Source organism: Streptomyces collinus (assembly GCF_031348265.1).
Classification (GTDB): Bacteria; Actinomycetota; Actinomycetes; order Streptomycetales; family Streptomycetaceae; genus Streptomyces; species Streptomyces collinus.
Map to the genome: position 1 here is coordinate 934,082 of NZ_CP133771.1, position 17,535 is coordinate 951,616.

The 17,535-nt window shown below is 72.0% G+C and carries 12 protein-coding genes and 1 pseudogene; 7 read left to right on the forward strand and 6 right to left on the reverse strand.

Annotated features, from left to right (window positions below):
• Positions 1-6 precede the first annotated feature (6 nt).
• From leuA to RFN52_RS04195, 3 genes and pseudogenes are all read left to right on the forward strand, one after another.
• Positions 7-1,797 carry a 2-isopropylmalate synthase gene (leuA, locus tag RFN52_RS04185; protein ID WP_184842467.1) on the forward strand — a complete coding sequence of 597 codons (1,791 nt, stop codon included), beginning with the start codon at positions 7-9 and terminating at the stop codon, positions 1,795-1,797.
• A gap of 17 nt (positions 1,798-1,814) precedes the next feature.
• A pseudogene (locus tag RFN52_RS04190) lies at positions 1,815-2,375 on the forward strand (isocitrate/isopropylmalate family dehydrogenase); the annotation flags it as partial.
• A 37-nt stretch (positions 2,376-2,412) separates the two neighbouring features.
• A complete protein-coding gene (locus tag RFN52_RS04195; RefSeq protein ID WP_184842470.1) occupies positions 2,413-3,519 on the forward strand; it encodes a branched-chain amino acid aminotransferase in 1,107 nt (368 codons plus the stop codon).
• A gap of 148 nt (positions 3,520-3,667) precedes the next feature.
• On the opposite strand, the gene RFN52_RS04200 is transcribed toward RFN52_RS04195, so the two are convergent.
• Together RFN52_RS04200 and RFN52_RS04205 are read right to left on the reverse strand one after the other, a co-directional pair.
• Positions 3,668-5,131, reverse strand: a complete 1,464-nt coding sequence (locus RFN52_RS04200) for an L-fucose/L-arabinose isomerase family protein (protein ID WP_184842473.1) — start codon at positions 5,129-5,131, stop codon at positions 3,668-3,670.
• Positions 5,132-5,133: 2 nt separating this feature from the next.
• A complete protein-coding gene (locus RFN52_RS04205) occupies positions 5,134-6,420 on the reverse strand; it encodes an MFS transporter (RefSeq protein ID WP_184842476.1) in 1,287 nt (428 codons plus the stop codon).
• Positions 6,421-6,630: 210 nt separating this feature from the next.
• Here RFN52_RS04205 and RFN52_RS04210 point away from each other — a divergent pair, with 210 nt between their 5' ends.
• Complete coding sequence (locus RFN52_RS04210; RefSeq protein WP_184842479.1) at positions 6,631-10,575, forward strand: glycosyl hydrolase; 3,945 nt, start codon at positions 6,631-6,633, stop codon at positions 10,573-10,575.
• A 230-nt stretch (positions 10,576-10,805) separates the two neighbouring features.
• Here the strand turns inward: RFN52_RS04210 and RFN52_RS04215 are convergent, their stop codons facing one another.
• From RFN52_RS04215 to RFN52_RS04230, 4 genes are all read right to left on the reverse strand, one after another.
• On the reverse strand, positions 10,806-11,825 hold the full coding sequence (locus tag RFN52_RS04215) for a LacI family DNA-binding transcriptional regulator (RefSeq protein WP_184842482.1): 1,020 nt from the start codon (positions 11,823-11,825) through the stop codon (positions 10,806-10,808).
• Between the two features lie 114 nt (positions 11,826-11,939).
• On the reverse strand, positions 11,940-12,707 hold the full coding sequence (locus RFN52_RS04220; RefSeq protein ID WP_184842485.1) for a carbonic anhydrase: 768 nt from the start codon (positions 12,705-12,707) through the stop codon (positions 11,940-11,942).
• 261 nt (positions 12,708-12,968) lie between these two features.
• On the reverse strand, positions 12,969-14,237 hold the full coding sequence (locus tag RFN52_RS04225; RefSeq protein WP_184842488.1) for an MFS transporter: 1,269 nt from the start codon (positions 14,235-14,237) through the stop codon (positions 12,969-12,971).
• Positions 14,238-14,332: 95 nt separating this feature from the next.
• A complete protein-coding gene (locus tag RFN52_RS04230; RefSeq protein ID WP_184842491.1) occupies positions 14,333-14,764 on the reverse strand; it encodes a helix-turn-helix domain-containing protein in 432 nt (143 codons plus the stop codon).
• Positions 14,765-14,841: 77 nt separating this feature from the next.
• On the opposite strand from RFN52_RS04230, the gene RFN52_RS04235 reads away from it, so the two are divergent.
• The 3 genes from RFN52_RS04235 to RFN52_RS04245 are packed head-to-tail and all read left to right on the forward strand — an operon-like array spanning position 14,842 to position 17,534.
• A complete protein-coding gene (locus RFN52_RS04235) occupies positions 14,842-15,693 on the forward strand; it encodes a class I SAM-dependent methyltransferase (RefSeq protein WP_184842494.1) in 852 nt (283 codons plus the stop codon).
• A gap of 51 nt (positions 15,694-15,744) precedes the next feature.
• Positions 15,745-16,455: a ThuA domain-containing protein gene (locus RFN52_RS04240; RefSeq protein WP_184842497.1), complete on the forward strand. Its 711-nt coding sequence runs from the start codon at positions 15,745-15,747 to the stop codon at positions 16,453-16,455.
• Positions 16,425-17,534 carry a Gfo/Idh/MocA family protein gene (locus RFN52_RS04245; RefSeq protein WP_184842500.1) on the forward strand — a complete coding sequence of 370 codons (1,110 nt, stop codon included), beginning with the start codon at positions 16,425-16,427 and terminating at the stop codon, positions 17,532-17,534. Before RFN52_RS04240 ends, RFN52_RS04245 begins: the two co-directional genes overlap by 31 nt.
• Position 17,535 lies beyond the last annotated feature (1 nt).

Below are 17,535 nucleotides of genomic sequence, written 5' to 3' on the forward strand. Positions count from 1 at the left end.
AAACCGATGGCGGTTCGTCACACCCCGTCCGACCAGCTCCGGCAGTTGCCTTCCGGGATGCCGACGTGGCGGTACGACCTGTACCCGCCCGTCGTCCTGCCGGACCGGGCCTGGCCCGGCCGGACGCTCGACCGGGCCCCGATGTGGTGCGCGGTCGATCTGCGGGACGGCAATCAGGCGCTGCCCGTCCCTATGGACCTCGACCGCAAGCGGCAGCTGTTCGACCTGCAGGTCGGCATGGGGTTCAAGGAGATCGAGGTCGGCTTCCCCGCGGCCAGCAAGACCGACTTCGACTTCGTCCGGCTGCTGATCGAGGAGGACCTGGTCCCCGACGATGTCGCGATCCAGGTCATCATGCCCGCCCGCGAGGAACTGATCCGGCGCACGTACGAGAGCCTGCGGGGAGTCCGCCGCGCCGTCGTCCACCTCTACCACTCCACGTCGTGCCTGCAGCGCGAGGTGGTGTTCGGCATGACCAGGGACCAGGTCAGGGACCTCGCGGTGCGCTCGACGGAACTGGCCGTGAAACTCGCGCTGGACATGAGTGACTCGTGCATTCAGTACGAGTACACACCGGAGTCCTTCACGGGCACCGAACTGGACTTCGCCCTGGAGATCAGCAACGCCGTCGCCTCGGTCTGGGGACCCGGCCCGGACGCGAAGATGATCCTCAACCTCCCCGCGACGGTGGAGATGTCGACACCGAACGTCTACGCGGACCAGATCGAGTTCCTGCACCGCAACCTCGAACGCCGCAAGGACCTGGTGCTGTCGATCCATCCGCACAACGACCGCGGTACCGCCGTGGCCGCGGCCGAACTGGCCTGCCTCGCGGGTGCCGAACGCATCGAGGGATGCCTCTTCGGCAACGGAGAGCGGACCGGCAACGTCGACCTGGTCACCCTCGGCCTGAACCTGTTCACCCAGGGCGTCGACGCCATGATCGACTTCTCCGACCTGGGTTCGGTCGCCGCCACGGTGGAGCACTGCAACCGGCTCCCCGTCCACCCGCGGCATCCGTACGCGGGGGAACTGGTGCACACCGCCTTCTCCGGTTCGCACCAGGACGCCGTCAAGAAGGGCTTCGAGTCGATGGAGCGCCAGGCGGCCGTCGCCGGCAAGCCGGTTTCCGAGGTCCCCTGGGCGGTGCCCTACCTGCCCATCGACCCCCGGGACATCGGCCGGGACTACGAGGCCGTCATCCGCGTCAACTCCCAGTCCGGCAAGGCGGGGGCGGCGTACCTGCTCAGGAGCGAGTACCACCTCGACCTGCCGCGCCCCCTCCAGATCGAGTTCGCAGGAACGATTCAGCAGCACACCGACGCCACGGGAGAGGAACTGTCGGTCCAGCAGATCTGGACGGTGTTCGAGCGCGAGTACCTGCGAGCCGACGCTCCGATCGAGCTCCTCGACCACCGGATCGGCACGGCGGACGGCGACGGCAGCACGTCGCTGGAGTGCACCGTGAGCCTCAGCGGGGAACCCCGTTCCCTGCGCGGCAGGGGCGAGGGAACGCCCGGCGCGCTGCTGGACGGTCTCGTCCACGCGGGGCTGACCGGCTACGAACTGCGTCACTTCGCACAGCACGCCCTCACCTCCGTCGACGGCAGCCGCTTCGCCGCCTACGTCCAGGTTGCGCACCAGGGCCGCACCACCTGGGGCGTCGGAATCGACACCGACCCGGACACGGCGGCCCTCAGGGCGGTCGTCGGCGGTGTCAACCGGCTGCGGCCGGGCCCAGCGGCGCGGCAGGTCGCCGCGCCGGCCCTCCAGGACGCTTCCGGCGCCGCCCTGTGAAGGAGAGCGACGTTCACATGTCCCGCAACATCGATCTCGCGGTGATCCCCGGTGACGGTATCGGCCAGGAGGTCGTGGCCGAAGGTCTGAAGGTCCTCTCCGCCGTCCTTCCGCAGGATGTGAAGCTGGAGACCGAGGAGTACGACTTCGGTGCCCGGCGCTACCACGCCACCGGTGAGACCCTCACCGACGCCGACCTCGACGCCCTGAAGCGGCACGACGCCATCCTGCTCGGCGCGATCGGCGACCCGTCCGTGCCGTCCGGCGTCCTGGAGCGCGGCTTCCTGCTCAAGCTCCGCTTCGCCTTCGACCACCACGTCAACCTGCGTCCGTCGAAGCTCCTGCCGGGTGTCGCCACCCCGCTGGCCGGTGAGCCGGAGATCGACTTCGTCGTGGTCCGCGAGGGCACCGAGGGCCCCTACACGGGCAACGGCGGCACGATCCGCAAGGGCACCGAGCATGAGGTCGCCACCGAGGTCTCCGTGAACACGGCCTTCGGTGTCGAGCGCGTGGTGCGGGACGCCTTCGCCCGGGCCCAGGCCCGCCCGCGCAAGAAGCTGGCGCTGATCCACAAGAACGCCGCCCGAGCAGCCGGCTGACCCGGCGGGAGGCCTCATGGCACTGCTCACGATCGAGAAGAAGCCGACGGTCGACGTCCTGCCCGCCGCGCAGCGGGAGGCGATCCTCGCGGACCCCGGCTTCGGTCGTCACTTCACCGACCACATGGTGACCATCACGTGGACCGAGGGACGCGGCTGGCACGACGGCCGGCTCGTCCCCTTCGGGCCGCTCTCCCTCCATCCCGCGGCGAACGTCCTGCACTACGCCCAGGAGGTCTTCGAGGGTCTGAAGGCCTACCGCCTGCCGGACGGCACGACGGCGCTGTTCCGGCCCGAGACCAACGCGCGCCGTTTCCAGCACTCCGCGCGGCGCATGGCGATGCCCGAACTCCCGGTCACGACCTTCCTCCAGGCCTGCGAAGCGCACCTGCGACAGGACCACGCCTGGGTGCCGGAACACGGCACCGAGAAGTCCCTCTACCTGCGCCCGTTCATGGTGGGGACGGAACCGGGCCTGGGCATGAGGCCGGCCGCCGAGTACCTCTTCGCGCTGATCGCCTCACCGGCGGCGGCCTACTTCGCCGGTGACGTGGAACCCCTGTCGATCTGGGTGTGCGAGGACCGTGTGCGCGCCGTTTCCGGCGGTGTCGGCGACGCCAAGACCGGAGGCAACTACGCGGCTTCCCTCCTCGCCCAGACGGAAGCCGCGGCACGCGGCTGTGACCAGGTCGCCTATCTCGACGCCGTGGAACACAGGTGGGTCGAGGAACTGGGTGCCATGAACCTGTTCTTCGTGTACGAAGGCCGGGCCGGGGAACCGCCCACGATCGTCACCCCGCCGCTGACGGGGTCGCTGCTCGCGGGCGTCACCCGGGACTCCGTGCTGACCCTGGCCCGCGAGCTCGGCTGGGACACGCGCGAGGCGCCGGTGTCCGTCGACCAGTGGCAGGCCGATGCCGCCGAGGGCACCCTCACCGAGGTCTTCGCCTGCGGCACGGCGGCGGTTCTCACGCCCGTCGGTGTCGTGAAGCGGGCGGGCGCCGAGTGGACCCAGGGCGACGGAGCGCCCGGCAGGGTCACCCTGAAGCTGCGCAGGATGCTGCTGGACATCCAGCGTGGTCTCGCCGGCGACCGGCACGGCTGGGTGCACCGCGTCCGCTGACACCGGTCCGGGTGCCCGGGGCGAGCGCCGCCCCGGGCACCCGGACGACCGGCGGGGCTTCAGACAGCTCGTCAGTGCCGGTGCGGCGGGCGCTCCGGCCGCTGCCGACGCCGGTTCGGCCGATGCCACTCACACCTGCCGCCGCCTCTCACACCTCCCGGTGGTCGATGCCCAGCAGGCTCGCCGCCGCCCGGAAATCCGCCGTGTGGTGCCCGACCGAGAGGGACCAGTGGTGTCCGACGCCTGTGGCGCTCCAGGCGTCGACCCATTCGCCGGGGTCGCGGCCGAAGTCGACCCGGCTGGTGGTGTTGCCGATCTCCAGCAGCGGTCCCGGTACGACGGTGCCCTCGGAGGTGACGAAGGCCAGGCTGCCGTCTGCGTCCTGGCCGAGGCCGAGCAGGGTGACGGGCCCGTGCCGGACGTCGAACTCGACGCTCACGCCCCAGCCGCGTTTGCCGTGGTAGACACCGAGGCCGCGCAGCAGCGGGTCACGGGCGCCGACGGCGAGGTGGGCCGGTCCGTCGTGGCCCATCTCCACCACGCCGTCCTCGAAGTTGAGGGCCTGGATCTCGGTGAAGGATCCTCCGGCGCCGACGCTCTGGGAGGCGAGCTGGGCGACGGACGTGCGCAGTTCGTACTCGCCGGCCGCGGGCACGCCCCGGGCGGTGAGCAGGGAGGCACCGAGGATCATGCCGGCGCCGAGCCGCTCGTGCAGTTCGCCGTCGAGGCCGCGGTGGTAGTAGGCGAGGCTGTCGAGCTCGAAGTCGGCCACCAGCCGGTCCAGGGCGACGGACACGGTCGCGCCCCAGGCGAAGTCCTCCTCCACCACGCTCCCGTCGAGGGTGAAGATGTGTCGGGCGAGGGCCATCCGCTCCCGGGTCTCGGCCTCGGTGACCCGTTCGACACGGTGCCTCAGGTCGTCGAACTCCAGCACCTCCACGTGCGAGCCGAACGTCGTGGCCAGCAGCGTCGGATCGGTCTGCACGTCGAGCATGCCGGGATACACGTGCCCCATGAGGCCGTGCCGGGCGTGCCGGAGCGCGGCACGGATGTGCGCGGCCCGGATCCACTGCTCGATGCGCCGCCAGGCGGACTCCTGGCGCAGCCAGCCCGACACCGACCGGAAGGGGATGCCGGCGCGCCGGAAGACGTTGCCGACCTCCGGGACGGGGCACTGCCCGCAATAGGCGAGCCAGGCCCCGGTGTCGAAGGCGGCGTGGTCCATCTTCTCGGACGGCTGGAGGTCGATGACCAGGACCGGCGTGTGCGAGCGCTGTGCGATCGGCAGCACCATCGAGGAGGTGAGGTACGTCGTCAGGAACAGCACGATCAGGTCGCAGTCGGCGCGCCTCAACTGCTCGGCGGCGCGGGCGCCTTCCTGGGCGTCGGAGACGAATCCGGCGTCGGTCACCTCGGCGTCCATGGCCCGGAACCGCTCGGCGACGTATGCGGCCGACTCCTTCAGTTGCGGGAGGAGTCCGGGGAACTGCGGCCAGTAGGTGCCGAGTCCGCCGGCGACCAGCCCGATCCGGGTGCGGCGCCGGGCGACCGGCGGGAGCAGGTCGTGCAGGGCGGCGGTCCGTACGGCCGTGCGGTCCGCGGTCGTTGCCATGGTCAGTGCTCCTTGTCGGGAAGGCCGGCGGGCGAGGTGCTGGGGACGCGGAGGTCCGCTCCGTCCGGCACGTCTCTCGCGGAGCGCGGGACCAGGACGCGGATGATGAACACGCCCGCCAGCGCCGCCGCCGTCATGCACGCGGTGATCGTCCAGAGCAGGACGGACGGGCTGTGGTCGGCGAGGGCGGGGGTGAAGAAGGCGGCGACCGCGAAGACGCCCCGGGAGAGGGCGTAGGTGAGGCCCTGGGTGGTGGCGCGGGTGTCGGCGGGCAGTGTGAGCTGCGACCACACCTTGTAGTTGGCCTCTCCGGCGAAGGGGTTGGAGAGCTGGTAGAGCACGAAGAAGACGAGCATGCCGACGAGGGCGCCCGCGGTCAGGGACGCGATGACGAAGGCGAGGATCTGGACCACCGCTGCCACGTGGAACAACCGGTCGCGCCAGGGGCTGTCGGCGACGCGCACGAAGGCGAAGGTCAGCAGCACCCCGATCGGGATGAAGGCCAGGTTGATCCCGGTGGCGAGGCTCTGTGAGGCGTCGCTGACGGTGACGAGCAGGTAGGTGCCGAACTGTCCGAAGGTGTTGGCCCCGAGGCCCCAGGTCACGTAGAAGACGAACGTCGCGGTCATCGGCAGCAGGGCGGCGCGTGTCCACACGCCCTTCAGGGAGATGGCTTCCGGGGCGGCGCCGGTCTCGGTCTCCGGCGGCTCGTCGGGCAGTTTCAGCCGGGACCGCAGGGCCCAGGTGACGATGGCGGCGACCGCCAGTTGTCCCGTGATGAACCGGGCCCCGGTCATGCCCGTGGTGGACAGGACGAAGCCGAGGAAGATGGCGACCGTGATGCCCAGCATCCACATGACCTGCGTGAACGCCACGAGCCGGCCCCGGGCCCAGGAGGGCGCCGCGTCCGAGACCACGGCCAGGGACGTCGGCAGGTCGGCGCCGGCCGCGAGCCCGGCGACGAGGACACCGACGAGCAGGGTGATGTCGTCCGGCGCGAGCGTGATGACGAGGGCACCCAGTGCGAAGCAGAAGATGTCCCAGTTGTAGACGCGGCGGCGGCCGAAGAGGTCGGCGAGCCGCCCGCCGACGAGGGATCCGACGGCGATGCAGCCGGTGACGATCGCGCTGATCGCCCCGGCCATCCAGACGCCCATGTCGTAACTGTCGCGGTAGACGGCCAGGTTGACGGAGATGCTCACGATCAGCCCGGCGTCGAGATAGGAGGCCATGCCCGACAGGGCGGCGGCTTTCCAGAGCGGTCGGGGGATGGGACGGGTACCGGCCATGATGCGACTCCGTCGTCTGGTGACATCGCGCGGTTCCGGGTGCCTGGTCGAGGCGAATATAGGGCGGGAAAAACGTTGCAACAAGGTGTCCCGCACGTATGGGTGACATCACGTCGGATCCTCCGACTCCGTACGGGGATATGGCGTGGCCGCTCCAGCTCGCCTACCGTGAAGAGGGTCTAAAAACGTTTCAGGGGAAGGACCGTGTGCGTGATCTCCCCCGAGCTCCGGAAGCTGTTCGACGACCCGCCCCGCGCCTTCGGCCCTGCTCCCCTGTGGTGGTGGTCGGGTGCGAAGGTCACCCGGGAGCGACTCGCCTGGCAGCTGCGGGCGTTCGCGGAGGGCGGGATCCACAACCTGGTCGTCATCAATCTGGCCCCGGCCGGCCCGACGTTCGGGGCCCGGGCCGACGATCCGGCGTGGTTCGGCGAGGAGTGGTGGGAGCGTTTCACGGACGCCTGCGCGCTCGCTGCGGAGCTGGGCACACGGCTGTGGTTCTACGACCAGATCGGGTTCTCCGGCGCCAATGTGCAGGGCGCTGTGACACGGCGGCATCCCGAGGCGGCCGGACTCGCCCTGCGCTGCCGTGACGTGAGCGTCTCCGGGGGCAGGGTCGCCCTGAGGGACGCCGAGACACCGCTGGCCGCGTACTCCCGGCAGGGCCGGCGGCTCGACCTCGCCGTGGACGGGCGCGTCGCGGCCGCCGACGGGACCGGAGTACGGCTCGTCACCGCCGTGCCCACCGCGTTCGACTATCTGGACCCGCACGCCGTCGGCCTGCTGATGGACACGGTCCACCACGAGTACGACCGCCGCGTACCCGAGTACCTGGGCACGGTTGTCGCGGGCAGCTTCCAGGACGAACTGCCCGGCACCAACGCCTGGAGCCACCGTTTCGCCGACGAGTTCCGCGCCCGGCGCGGCTACGACCTGCTCGACCACCTGCCGGCCCTGTTCGGCACGGACGCCGGCGTGCCGGAGGGGAAGATCCGCGGTGACTACTACGGGGTCCGCGCGGAGCTGACCGAGGAGGCCCTGTTCCGGCCGCTCGCCGCCTGGCACCGCGAGCGCGGTCTGCTGCTGGGCAGCGACCAGAGCCACCCCGCCCGCGCGGGCTACCCGGCCCAGTCCACGCAGATCTACACCGACTACTTCCGCACCCACCGCTGGTACGGCGCCGCCGGCAGCGACCACCACGGCGACGCCAAGGTGCACTCCTCCATGGCCCACCTCTACGGCCACGAACGCGTCTGGATCGAGGCGTTCCACTCCTCCGGCTGGGGCGGCACGCTGGAGGACACCTACGGCTGGCTGCTGCCGTTCCTGCGCAGCGGCGCCAATCTCTACAACCCGCACGCCAGTTACTTCGGCACCGCGGCCGGCTGGTTCGAGTGGGCGCCGCCGTCCACCGACTGGCGCCAGCCCTACTGGAAGCAGTACCCGGCGTTCTCCCGGGCCGTGGCCCGGATCTGCTCGATCATGTCGTGGGGCGGTTACGCGGCCGACGTGGCGGTGCTGCACCCGACCGCCACCATGCAGGCTCTCGTCCCGCTGGACGCGCCGGTCCGGCACTTCGGCGACGGCCGGCTGGGCGACGGCCACGCCCTCGCCGACGAGACACAGCGGCACTACCTGGACCTGTGCGGTTCGAACAACTGGCTGGGGCCGCACGCCGGAGCGCTGGACCGGCGCGGGATCTCCTTCGACGTCGTCGACGACGACTCGGTGCAGCGCGCCGAGGCCACCGAGGGTGCCCTGCGCATCAGGGACCTGGCGTACGGCGCGGTGCTGCTGCCCTCGGCGAGTGTGCTGGAGGAGGAGACCGCGCGCCGGCTGGCCGAACTGCTCGACGCGGGAGGGCGGGTGGTGGTCGTGGGCCGCCCGCCCGGGACGGCCGCGGGCCGGTCCGGTGACGACTCGGTGGTGGCGGCCCTGCTCGCCCATCCCCGGCTGGAGCGGGTGCGCGGCCCCGGGGCCGCCGCCGAGGCGGTGGCCGACGCGGCCGGGCACGCCACGGGCGAGGTGCCGCTGCTCGTCCGCCGGAAGGGGAACCAGGCGGTGGCGCTGGTCACGGCCTCCTTCCCGGAGATCGGCGCGCATCCGCTGCGCCCGCCCGGTTCCGCCCCCGAGCCCGTCCGCACCTCGTCCGTCACCGTCCGGGCGGGCGTCGCGGAGGCCGAGGTCTGGAACCCGGCGACCGGCTCCCGCGGCCCGGCCCGCGTCACGGTCTCCGACGACGGTGCCCTCTCGGTCATCGAGGTGCCGCTGGACGGCGCCCCGGCGGCCCTGGTCGTCTGGCGTGAAGGCCGTCCGGGACCGGCGCCTGCCACGGGTGGGACGGCGGTCCGGGTGCTCGACGTCTCGGCAGGCTGGCAGGGCCGTCTGGTACCCACGATGGACAACACCTGGGGCGATCTCGCACTGCCCCCGGGAGCGTCCGTGGCGGAGCCGCAGATCTGGACCATGGAGTGGACCGAGGGAGCGGCGTGGGAGCCGAGCCGGGTCACCTACGGCAACCGGGTCCGGATCCTGCCACCGATGCCGCCCGGGCATGTCCCCGAGCCGCTGGACGCGGCGACCGTGGAGCGGATCCTGGCCGGTCGAGTGCCGCTCGTGCCGCCGGACTCGGGCTGGGAGGCCGCGGTGTACTCGTCGAGCCGCGGCACTCCCGACCAGGGCGGGCTGCTGGGCACCAAGGGGCTGGTGAACGAGGAGTTCGTACGCGTCCCCGTGCCGGCCGACGGCGCTGTCGCCCGGGTCCGGGCGATCGTGGAGACCGGACACCGGGGGCCCGCCGAGTTGCACGTCGGGGCGGAGGCGGTCAAACGGGTCTGGTGGAACGGGGAGTCGCTGGGCCCGTACGACGGCGGTTACCTGGCCTCCGCCCCGGTCACCGTGAACCGCGGCCGCAACGTGCTCGAATACGAGCTGTCGGACGCCCAGGACCGGCCCTCGTCGATCTCGGCCGCCGTCGGCACACCGCTCGGCAGCTTCTTCTGCCTGTCCGAACCGGGCGGGTTCGGGCCCCGGCCGCGGTTCATGCGCCCGCCGGACGGAGTGCTCCCCGACGGCCGGGTCGCCTACCGCGCGGGGTTCCGGGTACCGGCCGGCGGTGCGCGGGCGGCGCTCGTCGTGGGTGCCGCCTCGGCCCTGACCGTGCTGCTCGACGGTGAGGTGGTGGCGCGCCAGGAGAAGTCGGAGTACTACGAGGCGGACTGGGGCGCCGTGCCGGTGTTCTTCCGTCACGAGCCGGAACTCGGGCCGGGCGAGCACACGCTGGAGGTGGTGGCCGACAGCGCCGATGTCCGGGACGCGGTGTTCGTCGATCTGGTGGCGCGTTCGGGAAACGCGGTGACGGCCCTGGCCGGCGGCGCCGGCTGGGAGGCGGAGACGGGCGCGTGGCGGGGCCAAACCGTCGAGGACGAGCGCAGGCGGGGCGAGTTGCAGCACTGCCACGCCGCCGTACGGCCGCACCCGCTGCCGGACACCGCGTGGCTGGGCGGCCGTCCGGTGCTCGGCGGTGCCGTACGGCCGTCGCGGTCCACCGATGACGTCCGGGCATCGCCGCAGCGCTTCCGGTTCACGGTGCCTCCGGGAACGGTGTCGCTGGAGCTGCCGTTGGCGCTGCACGCGCGCGTGCGGGTCGGGGACGGAGAGGAACTGTCCTTGGCGGGTGACCTGCTGAGGCTTCATGAGCCGCTCCCGGCACCCACCCGGGTCGAGGTGGTCACCGAGCCGACGGCCGTCCTGCGGGGCGGCTCCGCCTGGCACGGGCCGGTCCGGGTGCGGACGGTTGCGGCACCGCTGGCGCTGGGCGACTGGCGCGAGCGGGGGCTGGGCGGCTGGAGCGGGGGTGTGACGTACGCACGGTCGGTGGAGGTGCCGCCCGGGCCAGATCCCGTGCTGGACCTGGGGCGGGTCCGGGGCAGTGTGGAGGTGTCGGTCGACGGGGAGTCCGCCGGGGAGGCGTTCTGCGCGCCGTACCGCTTCCCCCTGCGCGGTACCGCGGGGCGGACCGTCCGGCTGGAGGTGACGGTCCGGGGCACGCTGGCGCCGTACTTCGCGGAGGCCACTCCCACCGCCTGGGCTTTCCCGTCCCAGCTGCCGTCGGGGCTGTGGGGGCCGGTGACGCTGCGGGTGGCGTCCGGGAGTTAGGGCCTGTCGTTTGGACCAGGTCGCGGACGCGGGGCCCGGCACGCGCATCTGCGGCGTTGTCGTCGGTCACCGACACGCCCACGCTCGGCTGCGCTCGCGCGGGAGGGGCGCCCATCGCGTCGCCTCCCGCCTCCGCCTTGCAGCCACACGCACCAGGCCCCGCTCACCGGCGTCGAGAGGCACCGCCGATGCCCCGCGACCTGATCCAAACGACAGGCCCTGGCCGGGGGTCAGTCGTCCGAGAGCGGCCGGGTGGAGTCGCGCAGGACGAGGCCGGGGGCGAAGACGCGGGTCTCGTGGAGGTGGTCCGCGCGGGCCTCGATCTCGTCGAGCAGCATCTCCACCGCCGCCCGGCCGAGGTCCTCGACGGGCTGCCGGACCGTGGTCAGGGTCGTCGCCCCGAAGGTCGCGACGTCGAGGTCGCCGTAGCCGACGACCTGCACGTCCTCGGGGATGCGCACGCCGCGTTCGGTCAGCCCCCGGCACAGGCCGGCGGCGAGGAAGTCGTTGGTGCAGAACACCCCGTCGGGCAGCTCCTTCAGCCCGCGGGCGATCTCCGTGCCGTAGGCGACGGTCATCCGCTCGGCGACGACCTGGCCGAGCCGGGCCTCGCGGCGGCTGCGGACGGCCTGCCGGGCGCCCTGGTAGCGGTCGGCGCACTGGCGTATGCCGCGCTCGCCGTTGACGACGAGGATGTCGCGGGCCCCGCTGTCGAGGAGGTGCTGTACGGCGATGCGGCCGCCGGCGATGTCGTCGACGGAGGCCGAGCAGCCCTCCCGGTCGGGCATCGCGCGGTCGGCCAGGACGAGCGGGATGCCCCGCTCGCGCAGCCGGGCCAGCCGGCCCGGGTCGGCGCTGAGCGGCACGACGACGACGCCGACGGCCCGCTGCTCGACGAGCATGCTGAAGTATCCCTGCTCCCGCTCGGGGGCGTCCCCGCTGTGGCACAGGACGAGCGAGTAGCCGTGGTCGTAGGCCGCGTCGGCGGCGCCCCGCGCGATGCGCGCGTAGAAGGAGTTGGTGACGTCGGGCAGGACCAGCCCGATCGCGGAGGAGTGACCGGTGCGCAGACCGGCGGCTCCCGGGTGGGGGACGTAGTCGAGCGCGGCGACGGCGACGCGGACGCGCTCGGCGGTCTGCGCGGTGACCCGCTCGGGCCGGTTGAGCACGTTCGACACGGTGGACACCGAGACGCCGGCGGCGGCTGCGACGTCCTGGATGCGGGCGGGGCGTGCCGGAACGGCGTCCACCCCCTCGCTGTTGCGGCCGCGCGACCAGGCACGACGATGGCCTTCATGGGCGCCGCAAGTATACCGTGACCCGGCGTGGAACGTTTTTCCCGCCCGGTCTCCACGGGCCCCCGGTCAGGCGGAGGGCGCGCCGGTGAGGACCTCCACACGGCCGGTGTCGAGGGAGTAGTAGGCGCTGACGACGGCCAGGTCGCCCTTCTTCACGAGCGGCGCGAGGTCCTTGTTGGTCCGCAGGTCGGCGGCGGTCTGCTTGGTGTGGATCCGGACCATCGCGTCGACGGGGTCGACGTGCTGCCGCTTGACGGTCTCCCGGTAGGCCGGCCGCAGGGCTTCGGCGATCGACTGGAGGTTGCCGGGCAGCGGCTTGCGGTCCCTCAATGCTTCGTACGCCGCCTTGACCGCGCCGCATCGCTGGTGGCCGAGGACCACGACGAGCGGCGTGCCGGACGTCATCGGGCCGTACTCCACGGAACCGACGACGACCGGTCCGACGACCTGCCCGCCGGTGCGCATCACGAACAGATCGCCGAGGCCGGTGTCGAAGACGAGCTCCGGCGGCACGCGGGAGTCGATGCAGGAGAGGATCACGCCGTACGGGTCCTGCGCCTCGGCGACGAACTCGCGCCGCTCCGGGTCGCGGTTGGGGTGCTGGAGAGTGCCGTCCACCCAGCGCTTGTTGCCGTCCATCAGCCGTGCGAACGCGGACCAGGGCGAGTCCGGTCGCGCGGCCGCCGCGGGAGAGGGCGAGGGCGTGCCCGCCGCGGCCGCTGCCCCGCCCGTGCCGGCGGTGTCCTTCGACGAGCAGGCGGTGAGCAGCGCTGCGCCGGCAGCCAGCCCACCGGTGAGTATGGCCCTGCGCTGCGGTGTCTTGGCGGTACCCATGTGGCCGTCCCCTTTCGGTGGCCGCTTCTCCTTGGCGGGAAGCGGTGATTCCACTCTCGTGGGAGGCCGGTTAGCGCCCGTACAACCCTCGTGCAGCGCAGGAGAAGGACTGATCCAAAACGCGGGACGCGGCCGGGTCCGGACCCTCGGCCGTCCGCGCTGCGGTGGTGGTGGACCATGGCGGGCACGCCGTCGGCCGGCCCGGTGGACCGGATCGGGGAGTTGCCGTTCGTCGGGTACTTCCGGACAGCACCCCTTCGTTCAGGACTGCACCGTGCCGCTCGCCGCACCGCTCGGCGCGGTCGTCGAGCCGGTCCCGAAGCGGATTCCCTTGGCCTCCTTGCCGAGCGCGCTCAGCAGGATCACCACGGCCAGGGTGGGCACGATGGTCCACGCCATCGCCGACGGGTAGCCGTGGCGCTCGGCGAGTGCCTCCTGGATCGGCAGGTTGAGTGCGGCGATCAGATTGCCGAGCTGGTAGGTGACGCCCGGGTAGAAGCCCCGCACGGCGTCCGGACTCATCTCGGTCAGATGCGCCGGGATGACACCCCACGCGCCCTGCACGCACACCTGCATGAGGAAGGACGACAGCATCAGCCAGCCGACGGTGGTCGACAGCACGAAGAACGGCACCACGACCAGGCCGGCGGCCGCCGCGATCATGATGGTCCGGCGGCGGCCCAGTCGCTCGGAGTAGGCACCGAGCACCACTCCGCCGATCATGGCGCCGATGTTGTAGACCACCGCGATCGCGATCGACGTGTTCGCCGACAGGTCGAGGCCCTTCTTCACGAAGGTCGGGTAGATGTCCTGGGTGCCGTGCGACATCCAGTTGAAGGCGGTCATCAGCGCGACCAGGTAGACGAAGCGCCGCAGCACCGCGGGGTTCCTGAACACCTGGTGCGCGGGGGTGCGGTTGAGCGCGACGCTCTTCTCCCACACCTCGCTCTCCTCCACCCTGCTGCGCACCCACAGCGCGACCAGGGCGGGCAGCAGGCTGAACGCGAACAGGCCGCGCCAGCCGAAGACGGGCTCGATGACGAAGAACGCCACGGCGGCCAGGAGATACCCCAGCGAGTAGCCGCTCTGCAGCAGGCCCGACCAGAATCCGCGCCGTTCGGTGGGGATCTTCTCCATGGCCAGGGCCGCGCCCAGACCCCATTCGCCGCCCATGCCGATGCCGTAGAGCAGGCGCAGCACCAGCAGCACGGTGTAGTCGGGCGCGAAGGCGCAGGCGAAGCCGACGATCGAGTAGAAGACGACGTCGACCATGAGCGGGACGCGGCGGCCCCGGCGGTCCGCCCACATGCCGAAGAGCAGGGCGCCGACCGGCCGCATCACCAGGGTCGCGGTGGTGAGGAAAGCCATGTCGGTGAGGGAGACATGGAAGTCGTCGGCTATCTCGCTGTAGACGAGCACGACCAGGAAGTAGTCGAACGCGTCCATGGCCCAGCCGAGATAGGCGGCGACGAAGGCGTTGCGCTGGTCCTTGGTCAGACCCGCTGCCTGCCCTCTCACGGTTTTCAGCACGGTGGCCTCCCGAAGTTCGCTGCCGACGCTAGGGACGCGACGACGGGAATCGGGCAAAGTGCGAGCCAGTTTTGGACCAAGAGCGTGAGGGCCCGTCAACGGCGGCCGGGCACCCGCCGTCCGGGCGAGGCGACACCGCCGGACGCCGCCGCGTCGATCAGGCGGCGGAAGGTGCCGCACTCCAGGTGGCTGGGTGCGGGGCAGGCGGCGGCATGCCGCAGGGAGTCGCGCAGGGCGCCCAGTTCGCGGATCCTGCGGTCCAGTTCGTCCGCCTTGGCGGACAGCATCCGCCGGTCGATCCGCGGCTGCCCGTCCGGCGCGAACATCTGCGCGATCTCGTCGAGCGAGAACCCGGCCGTCCGCCCCAGCGCGATCAGTGCCAGCCGCTCCAGCACGCCGGGGTCGTACTGACGCCGCAGCCCGCGGCGGCCGGTCGAGGCGATCAGCCCCTTCTCCTCGTAGAAGCGCAGCGTCGAGGCGGGTACGCCTGCGCGGTGCGCCACTTCGGCGATGTCCAGGTCTGTCATTGTCTTGACCTCAAGTCGACTTGAAGTAGAACGCTGTCATCCCGTCCCGACGAAGGCAAGCAGAGGGAGAGACGAAGATGGACGCCTCACGCAGGACCGACGACGAGCAGGCCGCCCGCTGGAACGGGCCGGCCGGCAACGCATGGGTGGATCTCCAGGAGCTGCTGAACGAGATGTTCAGGCCGTTCGAGGAGCTGCTCGTCGAGGCGGTGGCCGCCGAGCACGCGGGCAGTGTGCTCGACGTGGGCTGCGGCACGGGCGGCGTCACCCGGGCCGTCGCCCGCAGGGCAGGTCACTGCGTCGGTGTCGACATCTCGGGGCCGATGATCGAGACGGCCCGGGCGCACGCCGAGCGGGAGGGCGTACCGGCGTCGTTCATTCAGGCCGACGCGCAGGAGTACGCGTTCGATCCAGGGGCCTTCGACGCCGTCGTCTCGCGCTTCGGTGTCATGTTCTTCAGCGACCCGGTGCGGGCCTTCGGCAATCTGCGGAGCGCGGTGAGGGACGGGGCCGGGCTGCGGTGCGTCGTGTGGCGGGGGCCCGGGGAGAACCCGTTCATGACGACGGCCGAACGCGCCGCGGCCCCGTTCCTGCCGGACCTGCCCGCCCGCCGGCCGGACCAGCCGGGCCAGTTCGCGTTCGCTGACCCGGAGCGCGTCCGCCGCATCCTGGCGGAGAGCGGCTGGGCCGGGATCGACATCCAGCCGGTGGACGTGGTCTGCGCCCTGCCCGAGAAGGACCTCGTCACCTACTTCACGCGGCTCGGTCCGCTCGGCATGGTCCTGCCCGGGGCCGACGAGCGGACCCGGGCGGAGATCGTCGAGGCGGTCCGGCCGGCCTTCGACCCCTTCGTGCAGGGCACGGAGGTCCGCTACACCGCAGCCTGCTGGATGGTCTCGGCGCGGGCCGCCGCCGCGAAACTTTCGTGATGCCCGGCCCTCTTTTCCGATCGCCGGCGACCGGCGCATAGTGAGATCACGATGACGCAGAAGAGAGCCTTGGTGGTCCGGGGCGGCTGGGAAGGGCACCAGCCGGTCGCGGCCACGGAACTGTTCCTGCCCTTCCTCCGGAGCAACGGGTACGCCGTCCGGGTCGAGGAGTCGACCGAGATCTACGCGGATGCCGCCGAACTGGCCGCCACCGACCTGGTCGTGCAGTGCGTGACGATGTCGGAGATCACGCGCGAACAGCTGGCGGGGCTGACCTCCGCGGTCGTGGCCGGGACCGGCTTCACCGGCTGGCACGGCGGCATCGCCGACTCGTTCCGCGCCTCCTCGGACTATCTGCACCTGGTGGGCGGCCAGTTCGCCACGCACCCCGGCAAGGAACCGTGCGAGCGCCGGGGTGCGGCGGACGACAACTTCCTGCCGCACACCATCACGCTCACCGAAGCCGGCCGCGCGCACCCGGTCACCGCGGGCATCGAGGACTTCGCCCTGGACACCGAGCAGTACTGGGTGCTGCACGACGACCTCATCGACGTCCTGGCCACCACCACGCATCCCACCCGGCCGTGGCAGCCCTGGCACCGGCCGGTCACCTCACCGGCGGTCTGGACCCGCCGGTGGGGCGCCGGGCGGATCGTGGTGACGACACCGGGGCACAGTGTCGACGTGCTGGAGCACCCCCAGGTCCGCACCATCATCGAAAGGGGCATGCTGTGGGCGACGCGCACCGCGTCGGGGTCGTAGGACTCGGCGTCATCTCCCGCGCGTACCTGGACACCCTCGCCGGCCATCCCGGGGTGCGCGTCACCGCGGTCGCCGACCTCGACGCCTCTCGCTCGGCCGTGGCCGCCGCCGAACTGCCGGACGCCCGGGCGCTGTCGGTCGGCGAACTGCTGAGCAGCCCGGACGTGGACACGGTGCTGAACCTGACCACCCCCGCGGCCCACGCCGGGATAGCCCTCGGGGGGATCCGTCACGGCAAGAACGTCTACGGGGAGAAGCCGCTGGCGGCGGACCTGGCGGACGCCCGGTCCGTCCTCAAAGCCGCCGAGCGCGCGGGCACCGCGGTGGGCTGTGCCCCGGACACCGTGCTGGGCACGGGCATCCAGACCGCGCGGGCAGCCGTGGAGGCGGGGAGGATCGGACGCCCCCAGTTCGCCTCCGCCGTGATGGTCACCCCGGGGCATGAACGCTGGCATCCCCACCCCGACTTCTACTACACGGCCGGCGGCGGCCCGCTGCTGGACATGGGGCCGTACTACCTGTCGTCCCTGGTCCACCTGCTGGGGCCGGTGCGTGCCGTGACCGGGGCGGCCGGGCGGCTGCGCGAAGAGCGCGTGATCGGTTCCGGGCCGCGCGCGGGCGAGCGCATACCGGTCGAGGTGGACAGTCATGTCTCCGGCGTGCTGGAGCACGTGAACGGGACGCTGACGACGCTCACGACGAGCTTCGACGGCGTGGCCACCACGGCCGCCCCGATCGAGGTGCACGGCGAGAGCGGCACCCTGTCGGTGCCCGACCCGAACCGCTTCGACGGCGAGGTGCGTCTCCACGCGCTGGGCGACACGAGGTGGCGGGCCCTGCCGGTGTCCGCGGGCTACGCGGACGGCTCCCGCGGCCTCGGACTGCTGGACTTCCTCACCGCCGACGCGTCGCGGGCACCGCGAGCCGACGGTGAACTCGCCCTGCACGTACTGGAGACGATGACCGCGCTGCTGCGTTCGGCGGCCGAGGGACGCCGGATCGAGCTGACGACGTCGGCACGGGTGCCCGCACCCGTGCCTCTGACGGCCGCCGCCCAGTGGCACGCATGGCCCGCCTGAG

Bases quoted from the DNA above. Each gene is read 5' to 3' on its own strand.
- leuA (WP_184842467.1), top strand. From the start codon at position 7: ATGGCGGTTCGTCACACCCCGTCCGACCAGCTCCGGCAGTTGCCTTCC.
- RFN52_RS04195 (WP_184842470.1), top strand. From the start codon at position 2,413: ATGGCACTGCTCACGATCGAGAAGAAGCCGACGGTCGACGTCCTGCCC.
- RFN52_RS04200 (WP_184842473.1), bottom strand. From the start codon at position 5,131: ATGGCAACGACCGCGGACCGCACGGCCGTACGGACCGCCGCCCTGCAC.
- RFN52_RS04205 (WP_184842476.1), bottom strand. From the start codon at position 6,420: ATGGCCGGTACCCGTCCCATCCCCCGACCGCTCTGGAAAGCCGCCGCC.
- RFN52_RS04220 (WP_184842485.1), bottom strand. From the start codon at position 12,707: ATGGGTACCGCCAAGACACCGCAGCGCAGGGCCATACTCACCGGTGGG.
- RFN52_RS04230 (WP_184842491.1), bottom strand. From the start codon at position 14,764: ATGACAGACCTGGACATCGCCGAAGTGGCGCACCGCGCAGGCGTACCC.
- RFN52_RS04235 (WP_184842494.1), top strand. From the start codon at position 14,842: ATGGACGCCTCACGCAGGACCGACGACGAGCAGGCCGCCCGCTGGAAC.
- RFN52_RS04240 (WP_184842497.1), top strand. From the start codon at position 15,745: ATGACGCAGAAGAGAGCCTTGGTGGTCCGGGGCGGCTGGGAAGGGCAC.